This is a genomic window from Pseudooceanicola lipolyticus (assembly GCF_002786325.1).
Classification (GTDB): Bacteria; Pseudomonadota; Alphaproteobacteria; order Rhodobacterales; family Rhodobacteraceae; genus Pseudooceanicola_C; species Pseudooceanicola_C lipolyticus.
Genome location: NZ_PGTB01000032.1, coordinates 15873 through 34423 on the forward strand (window position 1 = coordinate 15873; position 18551 = coordinate 34423).

19 protein-coding genes are annotated in these 18551 nt (G+C 66.5%); 10 read left to right on the plus strand and 9 right to left on the minus strand.

Annotated elements, in window-relative coordinates:
• Positions 1 to 56: 56 nt before the first annotated feature.
• The 6 genes from CVM52_RS10525 to CVM52_RS10550 form a co-directional block, all read right to left on the minus strand.
• Positions 57 to 1076 carry an ABC transporter substrate-binding protein gene (locus tag CVM52_RS10525; protein ID WP_100162469.1) on the minus strand — a complete coding sequence of 340 codons (1020 nt, stop codon included), beginning with the start codon at positions 1074 to 1076 and terminating at the stop codon, positions 57 to 59.
• A gap of 141 nt (positions 1077 to 1217) precedes the next feature.
• The gene (locus CVM52_RS10530) at positions 1218 to 1736 is read right to left on the minus strand and encodes a MarR family winged helix-turn-helix transcriptional regulator (protein ID WP_100162470.1); all 519 of its coding nucleotides are present in this window, start codon (positions 1734 to 1736) and stop codon (positions 1218 to 1220) included.
• Between the two features lie 131 nt (positions 1737 to 1867).
• Entirely contained in the window at positions 1868 to 2341 is a 474-nt protein-coding gene (locus CVM52_RS10535; protein ID WP_100162471.1) for an Lrp/AsnC family transcriptional regulator, read from the minus strand.
• Between the two features lie 84 nt (positions 2342 to 2425).
• Positions 2426 to 3220 (minus strand): MurR/RpiR family transcriptional regulator, encoded by a 795-nt coding sequence (locus tag CVM52_RS10540; protein ID WP_172720973.1) that lies wholly within the window; start codon positions 3218 to 3220, stop codon positions 2426 to 2428.
• Between the two features lie 80 nt (positions 3221 to 3300).
• Entirely contained in the window at positions 3301 to 3972 is a 672-nt protein-coding gene (locus tag CVM52_RS10545; RefSeq protein WP_172720974.1) for an HAD family hydrolase, read from the minus strand.
• Positions 3973 to 4016: 44 nt separating this feature from the next.
• A complete protein-coding gene (locus tag CVM52_RS10550) occupies positions 4017 to 4835 on the minus strand; it encodes a sugar phosphate isomerase/epimerase family protein (RefSeq protein WP_100162474.1) in 819 nt (272 codons plus the stop codon).
• Between the two features lie 324 nt (positions 4836 to 5159).
• Here CVM52_RS10550 and CVM52_RS10555 point away from each other — a divergent pair, with 324 nt between their 5' ends.
• The 6 genes from CVM52_RS10555 (at position 5160) to CVM52_RS10580 (ending at position 11473) form a co-directional block, all read left to right on the plus strand.
• Complete coding sequence (locus CVM52_RS10555) at positions 5160 to 6800, plus strand: ABC transporter substrate-binding protein (protein ID WP_100162475.1); 1641 nt, start codon at positions 5160 to 5162, stop codon at positions 6798 to 6800.
• Positions 6801 to 6910: 110 nt separating this feature from the next.
• Positions 6911 to 7912, plus strand: coding sequence for an ABC transporter ATP-binding protein (locus CVM52_RS10560; protein WP_172720975.1), 1002 nt, complete (start codon positions 6911 to 6913; stop codon positions 7910 to 7912).
• Positions 7909 to 8892 (plus strand): ABC transporter ATP-binding protein, encoded by a 984-nt coding sequence (locus CVM52_RS10565; protein WP_100162477.1) that lies wholly within the window; start codon positions 7909 to 7911, stop codon positions 8890 to 8892. The genes CVM52_RS10560 and CVM52_RS10565 overlap by 4 nt, the downstream gene beginning before the upstream one ends.
• A 10-nt stretch (positions 8893 to 8902) precedes the next feature.
• Positions 8903 to 9829 (plus strand): ABC transporter permease, encoded by a 927-nt coding sequence (locus tag CVM52_RS10570; protein ID WP_100162487.1) that lies wholly within the window; start codon positions 8903 to 8905, stop codon positions 9827 to 9829.
• An 8-nt stretch (positions 9830 to 9837) separates the two neighbouring features.
• Positions 9838 to 10710, plus strand: a complete 873-nt coding sequence (locus tag CVM52_RS10575; protein WP_100162478.1) for an ABC transporter permease — start codon at positions 9838 to 9840, stop codon at positions 10708 to 10710.
• A 22-nt stretch (positions 10711 to 10732) separates the two neighbouring features.
• A complete protein-coding gene (locus CVM52_RS10580; RefSeq protein WP_100162479.1) occupies positions 10733 to 11473 on the plus strand; it encodes a glycerophosphodiester phosphodiesterase family protein in 741 nt (246 codons plus the stop codon).
• Positions 11474 to 11554: 81 nt separating this feature from the next.
• Here the strand turns inward: CVM52_RS10580 and CVM52_RS10585 are convergent, their stop codons facing one another.
• From CVM52_RS10585 to CVM52_RS10595, 3 genes are all read right to left on the minus strand, one after another.
• Complete coding sequence (locus CVM52_RS10585) at positions 11555 to 13093, minus strand: tripartite tricarboxylate transporter permease (RefSeq protein ID WP_100162480.1); 1539 nt, start codon at positions 13091 to 13093, stop codon at positions 11555 to 11557.
• A 10-nt stretch (positions 13094 to 13103) separates the two neighbouring features.
• Positions 13104 to 13535 carry a tripartite tricarboxylate transporter TctB family protein gene (locus CVM52_RS10590; RefSeq protein ID WP_100162481.1) on the minus strand — a complete coding sequence of 144 codons (432 nt, stop codon included), beginning with the start codon at positions 13533 to 13535 and terminating at the stop codon, positions 13104 to 13106.
• Positions 13536 to 13619: 84 nt separating this feature from the next.
• Positions 13620 to 14597, minus strand: a complete 978-nt coding sequence (locus tag CVM52_RS10595) for a Bug family tripartite tricarboxylate transporter substrate binding protein (RefSeq protein ID WP_100162482.1) — start codon at positions 14595 to 14597, stop codon at positions 13620 to 13622.
• Positions 14598 to 14807: 210 nt separating this feature from the next.
• Between CVM52_RS10595 and CVM52_RS10600 the strand changes: the two genes are divergently transcribed.
• The 4 genes from CVM52_RS10600 to CVM52_RS10615 all read left to right on the plus strand — a co-directional run.
• Positions 14808 to 15479, plus strand: coding sequence for a response regulator transcription factor (locus CVM52_RS10600; RefSeq protein WP_100162483.1), 672 nt, complete (start codon positions 14808 to 14810; stop codon positions 15477 to 15479).
• On the plus strand, positions 15472 to 16863 hold the full coding sequence (locus CVM52_RS10605; RefSeq protein ID WP_100162484.1) for a sensor histidine kinase: 1392 nt from the start codon (positions 15472 to 15474) through the stop codon (positions 16861 to 16863). The genes CVM52_RS10600 and CVM52_RS10605 overlap by 8 nt, the downstream gene beginning before the upstream one ends.
• On the plus strand, positions 16860 to 17900 hold the full coding sequence (locus CVM52_RS10610) for an ABC transporter substrate-binding protein (RefSeq protein ID WP_100162485.1): 1041 nt from the start codon (positions 16860 to 16862) through the stop codon (positions 17898 to 17900). The genes CVM52_RS10605 and CVM52_RS10610 overlap by 4 nt, the downstream gene beginning before the upstream one ends.
• A gap of 135 nt (positions 17901 to 18035) precedes the next feature.
• Positions 18036 to 18551 (plus strand): AMP-binding protein (locus CVM52_RS10615; protein ID WP_172720976.1); only part of this gene is annotated, 516 nt, incomplete at its 3' end.

The following is an 18551-nucleotide window of genomic DNA, read 5'->3' on the forward strand; positions in this document are numbered from 1 at the left end:
GGGGCGCAGCCAGGGCGCCCCGGAAGATGTTAGCCGGATTCCCAATAACCGGGTGATCAGTTGGTGATTTCCCGCTGCCAGCGCGCGCGCCAGTCGCCCACATTGGCCGCGATCTTTTCCGGATCGGGGAAATACAGCTTGCCGAACATCTCGGGCGGCACCGCATTGGCGGCGGCGCCGTCCAGCGTGACATTGGTGTTGACCGGGCCGGCATACATGTTTTCGGCGAAACATTTCTGCACCTCGGCCGACAGCGCGCCGTCGACATAGGCATAGGCGCCGTCGGGATTGGCCGCGCCTTCGGGGATCACCATCGTCACCTTGATGCCGATGGCGCCCTCTTCGGGATAGGCGATCGCCACCGGGATGCCGGCATCGGCGGCCGAGGCGGCACGGTCGGGATACCAGGGCGCAATCGAGATCTCGCCGCGTTCGAACATCGAGATGATCTGGTCGGCCTGGGTGTAATAGGCTTTCACGTTCGGCGCGATCTTGGCAATCGCCTCAAAGCCGGGGTCCAGGTTGTCGATATCGCCGCCGTTCAGCAGCGCCGCGGCGATCAGGAAATGCACGCCCGCGGTGCCCGCGATATCGGGCAGCGCCACCTTGCCATTGGCGGCCTGTTCGAACACATCCGCCCAGCTGTCCGGCGGCGTGTCGAAATCGGCCGGGTTATAGGCCAGCGCGGTGGCGCCCCATTGGTACTGGACAAAATGGTCATCCGCGCCAAAGGCACCATCGACCAGCTCGCCGGCATGGCTGAGCTTGGACTTGTCCAGCTGCTGCAGCAGGTTTTCGGCGGCCAGCTGGGCGGCGAAGGAATTGTCGATATAGACGACATCGAAATCGCTGTCGCCGCCGGTGGCGCGGACCATCGCGGCGAATTGCGACGAGCTGCCTTCCTGCACGATCACGGTGTCGCCGGTGGCGGTTTCGAACGGCGCGATGTGGCAGGTCTGTGCCGCCCGGCCAAAGCTGCCACCGAACATGCCGACGACAAGGTCATCTGCCTGGACCGCCTGGCTGCCGGCGGTCAGCGCGGCAATCGCGGTCGTCGCTGTCAAGAATCTGGTCATGATCTTCCCCGTTGTTGGTTCGTAGCCTCAGAGTGGCGAAGTCGGGGCGTTACGTCCAGAACTATCTTTAGATAAAGCTACATCTAAGAAGTTTAAAAGATTTATCGGCGTGCCAAGCGGTTTGACGCACTGGAATCCGCCTCAGCCGTGGCGAATCGAATTGACCAGAAGCATCTTGCGCAGCAGCTGTTCCAGCGTGGCGCGCTCGTCTTCGCTCAGCATCCGGATAAAATCGACTTCGGCCGCGGCCTGGGCCGGCATCGCCTGGTCAGTCAGCGCCTTGCCGGCTTCGGTCAGTTCCACCCGCACGCCGCGCCCGTCGCTGGGATCTTCGACACGGCGGATAAAACCCTGCTTTTCAATCCGGGCCAGCTGGTTCGACAGGCCGCCCGAGGACACCAGCAGCGTGGCCTGCAAGGTCTTTGGGGTCAGCGCATAGGGCGGCCCCGAGGCGCGCAGGGTCGCAAGAATGGCATAGGTCGGATATTTCACCCCGAATTGCGCACTGACCGTGCTCATCCGGTTGCCCACCATTTCGCCCAGGCGCATCAGCCGCCCGGTGATTTCCTTGCCCGAGGTATCGAGATCGGGCAGTTCGGTGTTCCACCAAGCGATGCCGCGATCGGCAAGGTCTTTCTCCTTCTCGATTTCGAATGACATGCTCTGGTCTCCGACAATTTCTTTTGCGAAAGATTATTTTCGCTTTTATTTCTGATATTCGCTTTCTAATCCGGCAGGGTTCCGGCTGCAAGTCCGCCCCCCGGCAGGGCTGGGATCGTGGGGACCGGCGGCTAAGTTTCGGGCAGATAGGCCTGTACGTTCTTCAGCGTACGCAGCACAAAGCTGGACCGGGTGTGGCGGATGCCGCGCACCTTGTAGAGCTTTTCGCGCAGAAACGCCTCGTAGCCCTTGGTGCCTTCCACCGCGACCTTCAGCAGATAGTCGAATTCGCCCGAGGTCAGGTGCACTTCCAGCACCTCGGGCATCGATTGCATGGTGTTGCCGAACGTTTCCACCACCTCTTCGTCGTGACGTTCGAGGATGACATCGATCATCACGATTTCCGAGGCGCCCAGCTGTTCCTGATCCAGCAGCGCGGTATAGCCGCGGATGATGCCGCGTTCTTGCAGGCGGCGCACCCGTTGCCAGCACGGGCTGGGTGACAACCCGACGCGTTGCGCCAGGTCGGCATTGGACATCCGGCCATCCGCTGCCAGTTCGGCCAGGATCATCCGGTCGATACGATCGAGGGTGTCAAAGCTCATCTGCAAAAGCCCGTTTCATGGATTACTTGCCGGGCAGCAGATACATTCGAGATCGGCGCGAAGACAAGGGTGCACGCGGCCCGGTTATCCGGCGCCGGTCGTCTTGGTCTGGCGCCGCAGCTTGACCTGGTCGGCCAGCAATTCGCACAGCACCACCTTGGCCACGGTCGGGCCGATCTCGCCGCGTTCGGGCAAGGGAGAGAGCGGCGTGGCGATCAGCAGTTTTTCACACAGCCGGTTCAGATCGGCGATGCGGCGCCCGGACACCGCGACGCGAAAGGCGCCGCGTTCGCCGGCCAAGGTCAGCATCTGGCGGGTGCGGGCGGTCAGCCCGGTTTCGGAAATGGTGATATAGACCGACCGGCTGTCCAGCGCCCCGGCGATCTCTTCGGCGACCACCGGATCCTGCAGCCCGCGTGCCACCAGACCCAGCCGCGAGAAGCGATAGGCGTAAAGCTGGGCCACCATGCCAGAGACCCCGGCACCGAAGATATCGATATGCCGGGCGGCGTCCAGCCGGTCGGCCACCTCGCCCAGGTCGCTGGCGGCGGTGCCATCGACGGTGGCGCGCACCGCCTCGGCGATCCGGGTGGCCAGATCGGTTTCGCGCGGTGCGGCACCGCTGCGATAGGCGATGTCCGAGGCCAGCGCGATCTTGAAGGCAGGGAAGCCGTCAAAGCCGAGCCGGCGGCAGAACCGCACGATGCTGGCCTCGCCGCTGCCGGTCAGAACCGCCAGTTCCGACATCGAGGCGCGCACCGCGGCCTCGGGATCCTTCAGGATGAAATCGGCGATCCGGGCCAGCGCATCGGGCAGATCGCCGTGGCTGGCCTCGATCCCGCGCAGCACGTCGCGCATCAGCAAGGGGGTCTCGGACATGGCGGTGGTCGGTTCCTCGCTCGCCGGCGCTGTGCCGCGGTTTTGTTCCGGCCACGATAGCAGCTCTTGGCCGCCTGTCATCAACCGGCACGCGCGGCGCGCAGATCCAACGCCGCGATCAGCCCGGTGGCAGAGTCCACCACGCAGCAGGCGCCGGCCGCGCGCAGCCGGTCGCCCAGGTCGGGGCCAACATGACTGCCGCCGGTAAAGCCGATGGCGGTGGCCCCGGCGGCGACGGCGCCGAGAATGCCGGTCACGCTGTCATCGATCACCACGCAGCGGCGGATGTCGGCGCCCAGCCGCGCGGCGGCATGGTGGAACAGGTCGGGCGCGGGTTTGCCCCGCGCCACGTCCTCGGCACTGAACACATGCGGGCCGAAATGGCGGTCCAGCCCGGTCAGCGACAGCGACAGGGCCAGCCGCGCGTGGCCGCTGTTGGAGGTCACGCAACAGGGGCGGTCGAGCGCGGCAAGCACCGTGTTGATCCCCGGCACCGGCCGCAGCTCGGCCCGGAACTTCTGGTGCAGCAGGCCGTCGAAACGTTGCTGGTAATCCGCAGGCGGGACCAGGCCATAGGTCTCGTGCAGCGTCTGCATCGCATCCGCGGCGTGTTTGCCGGTGAACAGCTGGCTGGCCTGCTGCCAGGTCAGATCGACCCCCAGCGCGGCCAGCAGGTCGGCGGTGGTCTGCGCCGCCAACCGTTCGCTGTCCACCAGCACGCCGTCGCAGTCAAAGCAAATCAGATCGGTCATCGCCATGCTCTGCGCGGTTTTGCGTTCTCGGACAATGGGTCATCTCAGCGCGCCAGGCCGAGGTTGTTGAGATAGGCGGCCGAGGGCTGGATACCCGACTTGTCGCGCAGTTCCATGATCAGGCGCGGCTGGGCGCCCAGCGGGGCAAGCGCGGCGAAGACGGCGGGCCAGTTCACCGTGCCCTTGCCGATGGCCCAATGCCGGTCGGCATAGCCGTCGGCATCCTGCAGATGGACATGGTGCAGCAGGTCGCCGGCGCGATGCACGTAGTAGTCGACCGGCGGCGCCCCGGTCGAACCATGGGCGTAATGGGCATGGCCGGTGTCGATCGAGACTTTCACCGCGGCGCTGTCAAAGCTGCGCGCCAGATCACAGCGGGCGTCGGGATCCTTGTCTTCGATATTTTCCAGCACCAGCGTCACGTTGGCGTTTTCGGCGCGGGCGATCACCGGGTCAAGCGTGGCATGGACCAAGTCCACCACGTCGCGGCGGGCATTGGGCAGATTGTCCAGGTTGTTGTACATCCAGGTGGAATAGGGGCTGTGGATCACCATCTGGGTGGCGCCAAGCGCCTCGCAGATCGTCAGGCCCTGCTCCATGCGGCGGGTCACAAGCGCGCGCAGATCCGGGTCGGGATTGGCCAGCGACAGGCCCCAGAACGGGCCATGGATGCCCAGCCGGCCGGTATAGCCGTCCAGCAGCTTTCGCGCCCGGTCGACCAGCGGCTGCCAGTCGCCGTTCAACACGTCGGCGGTGATGAAATCCTGCAGTTCCAGGTCGCGCTGATCGGCGATCAGCCAGTCACGGTGGGTTTCAAGAGCATCGAGCGGCATGGCCGCGCCGAGTACGGGAAGAGACGTCATCAAAGGCTCCGTGGCTAGGGGAGGCACCCGGTCTGACCAACGGGCGGGGGGCGCATCCCAAAAAACGCATCCGGACAGCGGGCAACGCCGCTCCGGTCGCGCCTGCCTAGGGCGCGCATATGACAAGATGATAACAGAACTCCATTTATTCTCCGGCATGTGGAGTTGATCTCCACATTTCGCGCAATGGTAACCAAAGCTTTGCGGAGTTGTCACAATTTCCGGGTCAGTACGGCGGCATTATTGGCCGCGTGCGGTGGCCGATACCTCCAACCCATATGCCCGGCGTTGTCCCAGGTGACCGGGCCTGCAGGAGACAGAGAGATGATCCGACTAAATCGACGCCACGCGCTCGGCCTGATGGGCGCCACCGCCGGCGGACTGCTGCTGCCCGGCTATGCGCGCGCCCAGGGCGCCCGCCCCTCGGTGACCATCGCGGTGCAGAAGATCACCAACAACAACACGCTGGACCCGTGGAACGAACAGTCCAACGTGGGCGAGCGCGTGCTGTATCCCAACCTGTGGGAAGGCCTGATCCTGCGGGATTGGATGGGTGATCAAGGCCCGGTTCCGGGCCTGGCCACCGAATGGCGCCGCATCGATGACAAGACGCTGGAACTGAAACTGCGCCAGGGCGTCAAGTTCCACAATGGCGACGAGATGACTGCCGAGGATGTCGCATTCTCGTTCTCGGCCGAGCGCGTCTTCGGTGACACCGAGCCGGCCGGCGGCAAGACCATCTTTGCCGAGAACTACAAGCCCGAAACCGCCAAGGACATCCCCGCCAACGTGCCCGGCATCGGCCGCCGCAAGTGGCCGTCGCTGGCCGGTGTTGAGATCGTCGACAAGTACACCGTGCGCTTTCACAACGCGACGCCGGATGTCACGATGGAAGGCCGCCTCTATGCCGGCGGCAGCCAGATCCTGAACCGCCGCGCCTGGGACGAAGCCGCCACCTATGCCGAATGGGCGGCCAAGCCGGTCACCACCGGCCCCTATTACGTGGAAGAGTACCGCCCCGACGTGTCGCTGACGCTGCATGCGTTCGACGATTACTGGGATGGCCGCCCGCCGCTGGAGCGGATCACCTTTGTCGAGGTGCCCGAAGTGTCGAGCCGGGTGAACGGGCTGTTGTCGGGCGAATATGATTTTGCCTGCGACCTGCCGCCGGATCAGATCGGCAACGTGATGAATACCGACGGGTTCGAAGTGCAGAACTCGACCATCTGGAACCACCGCATCTCGGTGTTCAACACCCAGAACGAGATCCTGGCCGATCCGCTGGTGCGCCGCGCCATGACCCATGCGATCGACCGCGAGGCGATTGTCCAGGCGCTGTGGGGCGGCATGACCGTGATCCCGGCGGGGCTGCAGTTCGAAAGCTTCCGCAGCTCGGATATGTTCATCGAAGGTTGGGCGGTGCCGGAATACAACCCGCAGCTGGCGCGCGACCTGCTGGCGCAGGCCGGCTATAAGGGCGACGCGATCCCGTTCCGCCTGCTCAGCAACTATTACACCAACCAGGTCGCCACCGGTCAGATCATGACCGAGATGTGGAACCAGGTCGGCCTGAATGTCGAAATCGAGATGAAGGAGAACTGGGGCCAGATCATGGACAGCAGCACGACGCCGGGCGTGCGCGACTGGTCGGCTTCGAACACCATCAACGACCCGATCACGCCGATGGTCACGCAGTTCGGCCCGAATTCGGTGCCGCAGCAGCGCAAGGAATGGACCAACGACGAAATCAACGACCTGTCGCTCGTGATGGAAACCTCGACCGACCGGGCGCAGCGCAAGAAGGCGTTTGCCCGGATGCTGGAAATCACCGAACGCGAGGACCCGGTCTATCAGGTTCTGCACCAGAACGCGGTGTTCACCGGCATGAAATCGTCGCTGGGCTGGAAGGCCGCACCGGCCTTCGCGATGGACTTCCGCGCGTCGAACTGGCCGGCCAACGGCTGACCGGCCTTTACCGACTGTCCCCGGCGGGCCCCTGGGCCGCCGGGGTTTCCCGTTGCCGCCGTCCGCTCGGCTGTTGTCGACGGCAACGCTTTGAACCGAGAGGAAAGATGATGTCCAATCTGGTCGAAATCCGGGATCTGCGGGTCGCGTTCGATGGCGTGCCGGTTCTGCATGGTATCGATCTGGACGTGGCCCCCGGCGAGGCGCTGGGGCTGGTTGGCGAAAGCGGCTGCGGCAAGTCGGTGACCTGGCTGGCGGCGTTGGGGCTGCTGCCGTCAAAAGCCCGCGTGACCGGCTCGGTCCGGCTGGGCGACACCGACCTGTCCGGCGCCCCGCGGAGCCGGCTGGAATCGGTGCGGGGCGGCCGTATCGCAATGATCTTCCAGGACCCGTCCAGCGCGCTGAACCCGGTGCTGAAAGTGGGCAAGCAGCTGTGCGAGGCGCTGCGGCTGCATCGCGGCCTGACCGGGCAGGCGGCCCAGTCCGATGCGCTGCGGCTGATGGACATGGTGGGCATTCCCGACGCGCGCGGCCGGTTCACCCTGTACCCGCATGAATTTTCCGGCGGCCAGTGCCAGCGGCTGATGATTGCCATGGCGCTGGCGGGCGAGCCCGACCTGCTGATCGCCGACGAACCGACCACGGCGCTGGACGCAACGATCCAGGCGCAGATCCTGGACCTGCTGTCGCGGCTGCGCGCCGAGATGAACATGGCGATGGTCTTCATCAGCCACGACCTGGGCGCGGTGGCGCAGGTCTGTGAACGGGTCTGCGTGATGTATGCCGGGCGCATCGTCGAACAGGGCGCGGTCGGGCTGCTGTTCGACCGCCCGCGCCATCCCTATACGCGCGGCCTCTTCGATGCGATCCCGCGGCTTTACGGCCCGCGCGCGCCGCTGGTGCCGATTCCGGGCACGGTGCCCGATCCGCGCCGGCTGCCCCGCGGCTGCGCCTTTGCGCCGCGCTGTTCCCATGCGCGGGACTTCTGCCAGGACGAACGGCCCAGCCTGCTGGGTCAGCGCGACGGGCGCAAGCTGGCCTGCGCCTATCCGCAGCCCGATCCGGGGCTGCAGGAAGAGCAGCAGCGCCAGCGCGAGGGGCTTCTGCAATGACCGCCTTGCTGGAGGCCCGGGACCTGGTTCGGGTGTATCACGGCCGGCAGGGCCTGTTCGGCTCTGCCGTGCCGGTGCGCGCCGTCGACGGGGTCAGCCTGCAGGTGCGGCCTGGCGAGACGCTGGGCATCGTGGGCGAAAGCGGTTCGGGCAAGTCGACCCTGGGCCGGATGTTGCTGGGGATCGATGCGGCGCAGGGCGGCGAGGTGCGGTTTGGCGGCGCGCTGTTGCCCGCCGCCGCCACGCCCGACTGGCGGGCGCTGCGCGCCCGGATGCAGATGGTGTACCAGGATCCGCTGGGCGCGTTGGACCGGCGCCTGACCATCGCCGCGCAGATCCGCGAACCGCTGGACATTCATCGCATCGGCAGCAGCGCCGAGCGCGCGCAGCGGGTAGAAGAACTGATGCAGGCGGTGGGGCTGCGGCCCGACCAGGCCGACCGCTATCCGCACGAATTGTCCGGCGGCCAGCGCCAGCGGGTGGTGATTGCGCGGGCGCTGGCGACCCGGCCCGACATGCTGGTCTGCGATGAGCCGGTCTCGGCGCTTGACGTGTCGATCCAGGCGCAGGTGGTGAACCTGCTGCGCGACCTGCAGGCCCAGTCGCGGCTGAGCATGGTGTTCATCAGCCATGACCTGAAGGTGGTGCGCAACCTGTGTGACCGGGTGGCGGTGATGTATCTGGGCCGGATCGTCGAGGAGGGCCCGGCGGAAGAGCTGTTTGCCGATCCCAAACACCCCTATACCCAAGCGCTGATCTCGTCGGTGCCGGAACCCGGCCGGCCGCTGGATGGCCGGGTGATCCTGCAGGGCGAACCGCCAAATCCGGCGAAACGGCCGCCGGGCTGTGCCTTTCACCCGCGCTGTTCCATCGCCACCGATTTCTGCCGCGGCCAGGTGCCCGACCTGCGCCAGGTCGCCGCTCGGCAGACCGCGGCCTGCCACCACGTTACCGGCGCGCCGGCGTCGCATGCCGCATGAGGATGTCCAGATGATCCGCTTTGTCGCTTTGCGCCTGTTGCGCGCCCTGGTCACCGTATTGGCGGTGATGACCTTCGCCTTTGTGGTGCTGCGCATGTCGGGCGACCCGGCCGAGGTGCTGATGGGCCCCGATGTCCCACAGGACGCGATCGATGCCTTCCGCACCCAATGGGGGTTGGATGCGCCGCTGTGGCAGCAATATTTCTCGTATCTCGGAGCGATCCTGTCGGGCGATTTCGGCATGTCGATGCGGGACCGGTCGCCGGCGATCCAGCTGGTGATCGAGCGCATCCCGGCCACGCTGCAACTGACCATTCCCGCGCTGCTGCTGAAGCTGGGCATCGGCATCCCGGCCGGCATCTACGCAGCGCTGCACCGCGACAGCGCGGTGGACCGGGGGGTGATCTTCCTAGCCATCCTCGGCTTTACCATCCCGTCCTTCGTGATGGGCCTGGTGCTGGTGTTGATCTTCGCGGTGACGCTGGGGGTGCTGCCCTCGGGCGGCATCGGCTCCTGGCAGCACGCGATCCTGCCGGCGATCACCATTTCGATCGGCGGCATCGGCATCCTGGCGCGGTTCTCGCGCTCGGCGATGATCGAAGTGCTGGGCCAGCCCTATATCCGCACCGCCTCGGCCAAGGGCGTGAAATGGCGCGACGTGGTGCGCGGCCATGCGCTGCCCAATGCGGCGGTCCCGATCGTCACCATCGTCGGCTTTATGGTCGGGTCGCTGATCGCCGGCGCGGTGGTGGTCGAGACAATCTTTTCCTGGCCGGGGATCGGCCGGCTGCTGATCGTGTCAGTGTCCAACCGTGATCTCGCCGTGGTGCAGTGCATCCTGCTGCTGATCGCCGCCGTGATGGTGGTGTCCAACCTGATCGTCGACCTGCTGTATGGCTGGCTCGACCCCCGCCTGCGCGCGCAACCCGCGCATTGAGAGGACCGATGACCTTTGCCAACCCCTCTGACTCTGGTGCCAAGACCGCGGCGCCGCGCCGGCGCTCGGGCCGCGCCGTGCCTGTCGCGGTGCTGTTCGGTCTGGCCTGGCTGGGCCTTGTGCTGATCTGCGCGATCTTCGCCGATCTGATCCGGCCCTATAACATCACCCAGATGAATCTGACGTCGCGCCTGGCACCGCCGGGCACGCCAGGCCATTGGCTGGGCACCGACGAACTGGGCCGCGATGTGCTGTCGCGGCTGATCCAGTCGATCCGGGTGTCGCTGGTGATCGCCTTCGGGGCAACCATCATCTCGGCGGTGTTCGGCACCACGCTGGGCTTTCTGGCGGCGCAGTTCCGCGGCATCGTCGAACATTTCGTGGTGATGCTGGCCGATTTCCAGGCGGCGCTGCCCTTTCTGATCATGTCGCTGGCGGTGCTGGCCTTCTTCGGCTCGAACATGGTGCTGCTGGTCTGCCTGATGGGGTTCTACGGCTGGGAACGCTATGCCCGGATCGCCCGCGGTCTGGCGATTTCGGCCGGCAGCCAGGGCTATGCCGCCGCGGTGGTGCAGCTGGGCGCGACGCCGCGGCGGGTCTATCTGAACCATATCCTGCCCAATGTCGCCTCGACCCTGATCGTGTCGATGACCCTGACCTTTCCCGAGATCATCCTGATGGAATCGGGCCTGTCCTTTCTGGGGCTTGGGGTGCAGCCGCCCGAAACCAGCCTGGGCAACATGGTGGGGTTCGGGCGCGAATATCTGACCACCGCGCCCTGGATCATGCTGGGGCCCGCCGTGGTGATCATGCTGACCACGCTGTCGATCTCGCTGGTCGGCGACTGGCTGCGCGACAAGCTTGACCCGACCATCCGCTGACGGTTTCCACAAGGAGAATGACATGACCGCCATCACCGGCCATCGCGGCGCCCCCTGCCTGCGGCCCGAAAACTCGCTGAGCGGCTTTCGCGAGGCGGTGGCGCTGGGATGCGACGCCGTCGAGTTCGACGTGCACCTGACCGATGCCGGCGAATTGCTGGTGATTCATGACGCGACGCTGGAGCGCACCACCGAAGGCGCCGGCGAGGTGCGTACGCTGCGGCCGGTGGAGCGGGCTGCGACGCGGCTGACCCACAGTCACGAGGTAATCCCGACACTGGACGACGTGCTGGAGTTGCTGGCGGACAGTGCGGTGAAGCTGCATGTCGAGATCAAGCTGGACGCGCAGGGTGTGGCCTATCCCGGCCTGGCCGGTCGGGTCGCCGAGCGGCTGACGGCGCAGGGGCTGGCCGGGCGTGCGCATCTGACCTCGTTCGATCTGGGCGTTCTGCGCGACTGTCGTGACCACAGCCCCGAGATCCCGCTGCTGGTTTCGGCCGATGCCAACACGATTGGCACCTACGGCGGGGTCGAGTCGTTCTTTGCCGATGTCGCCGACCTGGCCGATATCATCGCGCTGCGCCATGATTTCTTTGCCCAAGTGTTCGACGAGGTGACCCGGTTGTGGCCGGCCGAGCGGCTTTGCGCCTGGACTGTCAACAACCCCGCCTTGATCCAATCCTGGTTGAATCGCGGCATCGGCCATCTGACCACCGACCGCCCCGATCTGGCGCTGGACCTGCGCAGCCCGGTGGCGGCCTGATCGAGTCTAAAACCGGCCGCCCGGGCATACCGGCGGCCGGCTTGTATGCCGCCCTGCCTTCCGGCAGGGCGGCGGTCCGGTTCAGTCGCTGATGGCGCCTTCCTCGTCGCGGCGGGCGTGCATCCGCGCCTTGACCCGGGCGCCGACGATCAGCGGTAGGACGAAGCCGATGACCGCGATCGCCCACAGCGCCATCGACAACGGGCTGTCGATCAGCGTCCACCAGTTGCCGTTGTCGATGGTCACCGCGCGGCGCAGGTTGTTTTCCATCGCATTGCCCAGCAGCGTGCCCAGGATCACCGGCACCAGCGGCACGTCCAGCTTGCGCAGCACCCAGCCCATCACGCCGAAGCCGATCATCACCAGAAGGTCAAAGCTGGACCCGGAAATGCCGTAGATGCCGACAAAGCTGACCATCGCCACCACCGGCATCAGGATGCGCGAAGGGATCATCAGCACGCGGGTGAACAGCCCCACCATCGGGATGTTCATCGCCAGCAGCATGAAGTTGGCGATGAACAGTGCCGCGATCAGACCCCAGACCACGTCGGGATTCTGGGTGAACAGCAGCGGGCCAGGGGTGATGTTCAGCGCCAGCAGCACCGCCAGCAGCACCGCGGTGGTGCCGGAGCCCGGCACGCCAAGCGCCAGCATCGGCACCAGCGCGCCACCGGCGGCGGCGTTGTTGCCGGCCTCGGGCGCGGCCACCCCGCGCGGATCGCCGGTGCCAAAGGTATTCTCCTTGTCCACCAGCCGCTTTTCGAAGCTGTAGGAAATGAACGAGCCCAGCGAGGCCCCCGCGCCGGGCAGCACCCCGGCGATAAAGCCCAGGAACGAGGTGCGCAGCATTGTCGGGGTACATTGCTTGAGCATCGACAGCGGCGGGTACAGCCGGCCGATCACCATCTTCTTGCCCTCGGCATCGGAGCCGCCGTGGCGATGTTCCAGGAAGATGAACACCTCGGACAGGGCGAACAGGCCGACGATGGCCACCAGGAAGTCGAGCCCGTCATAGAGATGCACCTCGCCAAAGGTGAAGCGCGGCACGCCGGTCTGGGTGTCGACGCCGATGGTGGCCAGGCCCAGGCCCAAAGCGGCGGCAAAGGCCGATTTCGCCTGGTTGGTCGAGGACACGCCGCCCAGCGTCATGAAGGCCAGCGCGAACAGCGCGAAATATTCCGCCGGGCCGAACAACAGCGCGATCTTGACCAGCTGCGGCGCCAGCAGGATCAGCCCCCAGGTGGCCAGGAAGGCACCGACGAATGAGGCGACGCCGGACAGCGACAGCGCCTCGCCGGCGAGCCCCTTCTTGGCCATCGGATGGCCGTCCAGGCAGGTCATCATCGCCGGTTCGTCACCGGGAATGTTCAGCAGGATCGAACTGATCCGTCCGCCATACATCGCGCCGTAATAGACACTGGTCAGCAGGATCAGCGAGGGGGTCGCGCCCAGCCCCAGGGTAAAGGCCAGCGGGATCAGGATGGCGACGCCGTTGGACGGGCCCAGACCGGGCAGCGCGCCCATGATGGTGCCCAGGAAACAGCCCAGCAGCGCCAGAAGCAGGTTCTGCCAGGTCAGGGCGATGGCAAAGCCGTCGCCGAGGGATGCAAAAAGTTCCATGCGCGCCTCCTCAGAAACCGAAGGGGCCGCGGGCCAGCGACAGGCCCAGGACCAGATGGAAGATGACGTAGATGCCAACCGAAGTGCCGATGCCGACGGCCACCGCCTCGAACGGGGACGAGCCCAGCCGCCAGGCCAGGTAGGCAGCGGCAAAGGCGGTGGCGATGACAAAGCCTGCCAACGGCAACATCTCGGCATAGAGCACCATGACAACGACGGCGGCGGCAATTTCGGCCAGCCGCCCCACCGCCGGCCAGATCGGCTCGTCATCGGGGCGCAGCACGATCGCCAGGCTCGACAGGCCGAGGATACCGGCAATGATCAGGGGGAAGGCTTTGGGTCCGACGGCATCTGACAGAAAGCTTTCCTCGATCGCAAAGGCCGCGAAGACATAGCCGATGGCGAGGAACATGCCGACGACACCGAAGATACGATCGCTCATGGCGGATCTCCTCTTGTCTGGGTGTCGGAATGCCGGGGGCCGGCCCGTTGGGCGTGGCCCCCGGCGGGTCATCCGTGAGTGGATTTACTTGATGATGCCGATTTCCTTGGAGATCGACTGGATCTGCGCGACCGACTGTTCAACGAAGCTTTGGAATTCGTTGCCCTGCAGGTCGAGCGGGGCCAGCCCGTTGGCGGCCATCACCTCTTTCCATTCGCCCGAGGCATAAAGATCGCTGATCTTGGACACCCAGGTGTCATAGGCCCCGTCCGACATGCCGCCCGGGGCGTAAAAACCGCGCCAGTTGGCGCCGATGGCGTCGATGCCTTGCTCTTTCGCGGTCGGGAAATTGGCGAATTCACCTTCCAGCCGCTCGGGTGCCAGCACCGCGATCACCTTGATATCGCCCGAGTCGACAAACCCCTTGGCTTCGGAAATGTCGCCGGTAAAGCCTTGCACCGAGCCGGCCAGCAGCTGGGTCACCGCCTCGCCGCCGCCGTCAAAGGCGATGTACTTGACCTGGCGGACATCATCGATGCCATAGGCATTGGCGGCGATCAGCACCTTCAGGTGGTCCCATCCGCCCACTGCCGAGCCGCCGGCAATCGACACCGAGGTCGGATCGGCCTTGATGCGGTCCAGCAGCTGGGGCAGCGTTTCGATCTCGCTGTCGGCAGCCACCGCGATCACGCCGTAATCGGCACCGATCGAGGCCAGCCAGCGCACCTGGTCCATGGTATTGCCGGGATAGGCGCCCTGAGCCAGCCGGGTGGCGGTGGCCGAGCTGGCGGCGACAATCAGGTTGTCGGCGTCGTTGCGCTTGTTCACCACCTCGGCAAAGGCCACGCCGCCGCCACCGCCAACCAGGTTGATCACCTGCATGGTCTGGTCGATGAGCCCGAGATCCTGCAGCGATTTGCCGACCTGGCGGCAGGTAAAGTCCCAGCCGCCGCCCGGGTTGGCGGGGGCGATGCATTCGGGGTTGTCCTGCGCCGAGGCCGCGAAGGCGGACAGCGACAGGGCGACAGCGGCGAAGGCGCCGCGGGTTGCGGAAAATTTCATTTGGTCCTCCTCAGGTCCTACTCGACGCACTCCCTCGCGTCGGGGGCAGCCCCACAGGGCCGGAACATGCGGCCACTTTCCTGCGGGTTCGGGATGTGTAACCGTTATACCTGTCACCAACCTGTCACGCCGACAGGTTTGCGGCGGCCGGGTTGCGGCACCCGCCCGGCGGTGACAGGGAGGCGGCGGCAGCCAGGCAGGAGCACAGACATGCGGATCTTGATGGTGGAAGACGCCCGCGACCTTGCCGAGGGGGTGGTGGCGCAGCTGGGCCGCTCGGGGATTCTCTGCGACCTGGCCACCAGCCTGGAAGAGGCGCGCGATTTCCGCGCGGTACAGCGCTATGACGCGCTGATCCTCGACATCAACCTGCCCGACGGCTCGGGCCTGTCGCTGCTGCGCGAGGTGCGGGCGGCGGCGGATCGCACGCCGGTGCTGATGCTGACCGCGCTTTCCGCGGTCGATGACCGGGTGGTGGCGTTGGACCAGGGCGCCGATGACTACCTGGTGAAACCTTTCGATCAGCGCGAGTTGGAGGCGCGGCTGCGGGCGCTGGTCCGGCGCGAGGCCGACCGCAAAGAGGAACAGATCACCCTCGGCTCGCTGGTCTATGCCCCCAAGGACCGCAGCGCGCGGCTGGATGGCCGCCAGCTGGACCTGACCCGGCGCGAGGCCACCTTGCTGGACATGCTGATCCGGCACCGGGGGCAGTTCCTGTCCAAGACCCGGCTTTACGATTCGCTCTACGGCTTCGACGATGCCGATGTCGGGGTGAACGCGATCGAGCTGTATATCGCGCGGCTGCGCAAGAAATTCGCCGGCTCGGACATCACCATCGCCACCCAGCGCGGCGTCGGCTATCGGATCGGGCTGGATGACTGAGCGCATCGTCATGCGCAGCCTGCTGTCCCGCGTGCTGGGCACGGTGCTGCTGATCCTGCTGCTGGGCGGGGTGCTGGTGGCCGGCTCGACCTGGTGGAACGGCCAACAGGCGGCGCGGCAGGCCTATGACCGGATCCTGGTGGGCGCCGCCCGCGACATCGCCGAATCCATCCGCATCCAGGACGGCGCGCCGCTGGTCGATCTGCCGGTCTCGGCCTTCCAGCTGCTGGCGCAGGCGCCCGATGACCGCCTGTACTATGCCGTTCTTGATGCGCAGGGCGGGCTGGTCACCGGTGTCGATCCCGACCTGCGGATCCGTCCGCCCGACAGCGGCAACGGGCCGGTCAGCTTCTTCGACGATGCGCTGAACGGCGAGCCCGCCCGTTTCGTGCTGGTGACGCGCCGGTTTGTCGAGCGCGAGTTTTCCGGCCCGGTCGACGTGGTAGTGGGCCAGACCCTGCGCGCCCGCAAGGCGATGACCCGCGACCTGGTGCTGGACGCGCTGCTGCCGCTGGCGGCAGCCGGGCTGGTGCTGATGCTGATCTCGTTCCTGGTGATCCGCTCGGCGCTGCGTCCGCTGGGGGCGCTGGTCGACGATCTTGCCGGCCGCGATCCCTATGACCTGACGCCGATGCCGACCGCCCGGCTGCCCAGCGAATTGCAGGTGATGCTGGGCGCGATGAACCGGTTCATGCAGCGCCTGGACGGCCAGGTCGAGGCCATGCGCAACCTGATCTCGGACACCGCGCATCAGCTGCGCACGCCGGTGGCGGCGATCCGGGTGCATACCGAGACCGCGATGACCGAAGCCGATGCGGCGGCACGCGCCCGCGCGCTGGACCGGCTGCTGCAACGCAGCCGCTCGCTGGGCACGCTGCTGGACCAGCTGCTGAGCCGGGCGCTGGTGATCCATCGCACCGACAGCGCGCCGCGCACGCCGATCGATCTGCGCGAGATCGCGCTGGAGATCATGGAGCGTGACGACCGCGCGGTGCTGATGCCCGAGGCCGAGTTGCGACTGGAGATCGGCGACGACCCGGTGATGGTGCGCGCCGATGCCTTTTCGTTGAACGAGGCGGCGCATAACCTGCTGGGCAACGCGCTGCGTCACGGCCAGCCGCCGGTGTCCATCGGGGTGCAGCGGCGCGGCGGTGAGGCGGTGCTGTGGGTGCAGGACAGCGGGCCGGGGCCGCAGGACAGCGTGATCGACCGGCTGGGCGACCGGTTCAACCGCAATGCCGGGACGCGGGAACAAAGCACCGGCATCGGCCTGTCGATTGTCACCGCCGTTGCCACCGCCTTTGGCGGCCGGATCGAGATGAGCCGCCAAGCCGGCGGTTTCCGCGCCGCGCTGATCCTGCCGGCCGGGGAGGGGACGGAATGACGCGGTTGGTCCTGATCCTGCTATGCGCCCTGGCGCTGCTGCCGCCGCGCGCCCCGGCGCAGGAGGCGGTCGCGCGGTTCGGCGGTGGCGCCACCGAGATGCTGATGCGCTCGACCACCGATATCTCCATCATTCGCCCGGTGATCGAACGGTTCAGCGCCCTGAACCCCGATCTTGCCATCACCTATGAACAATGGGGCTCCAACGCCCTGTTCGAACAGAGCCGCGCCGATTGCCGCGGCGACGGCCCGGCGGCCGATGCCATCCTGTCCTCGGCGGTGCAACAGATGGTCTGGCTGGTCAATGCCGCCTGCGCCCAGCCCTATCAATCCGACGCAACGCAGACGCTTGCCCCCACCCGGCAATGGCGCAACGAGCTGTGGGGGGTGACAACCGAACCCGCCGTGATCGCCTATAACCGTCGGCTGCTGTCTGCCGACCAGGTGCCGCGCAGCCGCTTTGAATTGCTGGATGCGTTGCGCGAACGGCCCGAAACCTTCCGCCGCCGCATCGCCACCTATGATATCGCCGAATCCGGGCTGGGGTTTCTGTTTGCCTATAGCGACAGCCTGGAGGCCACCACCTTTGGCGCCTTGCTGGAAGGCTTCGCCCGGGTCGAGGCGGTGGCCACCTGCTGTTCGGCCGAGATCATCGCGGGCGTGGCCGAGGGGCGCTATCTGATCGCCTATAACGTGCTTGGCTCTTACGTGCTGAATGCCAAGCAGGCCGATGTGGGCCTGGTGCTGCCCGATGACTATACGCTGGTGCTGTCGCGCGGTTTCATGATCCCGCGCCGTGCGCGCCAGGCCGGTGCCGCCGCGCGGTTGCTGGATTTCCTGCTGACCGCCGAGGCGCAGTTCCTGTTGACCCAGGCCGGGCTGGCCACCGAGATGGATGCCAGCGAAACCGGCCTCGCGGTCAGCGCCCGCCGCAATATCCCGCTGTCCCCGGCGCTGCTGGTGGCGCGCGATCCCAATCGCCGCGACCTGCTGTTGCGGTTCTGGTCGGACACTTTCCGGCAGGCCGAGATTCCGTGATCGACCGGGCAGGGTGGTGCGTGCGCGCCTTTGGGTGAAAACCGGGAGTTGCGCTGGCGTCGCGTCTGGCGCATGGCCTATCTGGCCGGCATCATGCAAAGATCCCGGACATGTCGGAACCGCCGGAGGAGGACCTTGGCAATACCCATGCACAGCGAGAGGTTCCGCTGGGAGGCGGGCACGCGCCTGTTTGACCAGGGGCGCGCGGTGGCGGCGGACGAAGCCGGCGCGCTCGGCGCATTGCGGCAGGCGATCCGCGCCGGCGGCGAGTTTCTGGTCGGCCCCGGCGGGGTGGAGCGTTTGGAACAGGGCGCTCCCGGCTTTCTGCGCACCCGCTCTTCCGGCACCACCGGCACGGCCAAGACCATCCGCCGCAGCCACCGCTCCTGGATCGCCAGTTTCGAGGTCAGCCGCGATCATCTCGGCATCGGCGCGGCGGATGCCTACGGCGTGCTGGGCGAACTGGCGCATTCGCTGACGCTTTATGCGCTGGTCGAGGGCGCGCATCTGGGCGCCACCCTGCACAGCCTGGCCGGGCTGCGGCCCGGCCGACAGGCGCGGCTGTTGGGGGAGGCCGGGGTCACGGTTCTGTATTGCACGCCGACGCAGCTGCGCCTGATCTGCGAGGCCGGCCGCCCGCTGCCCCGGCTG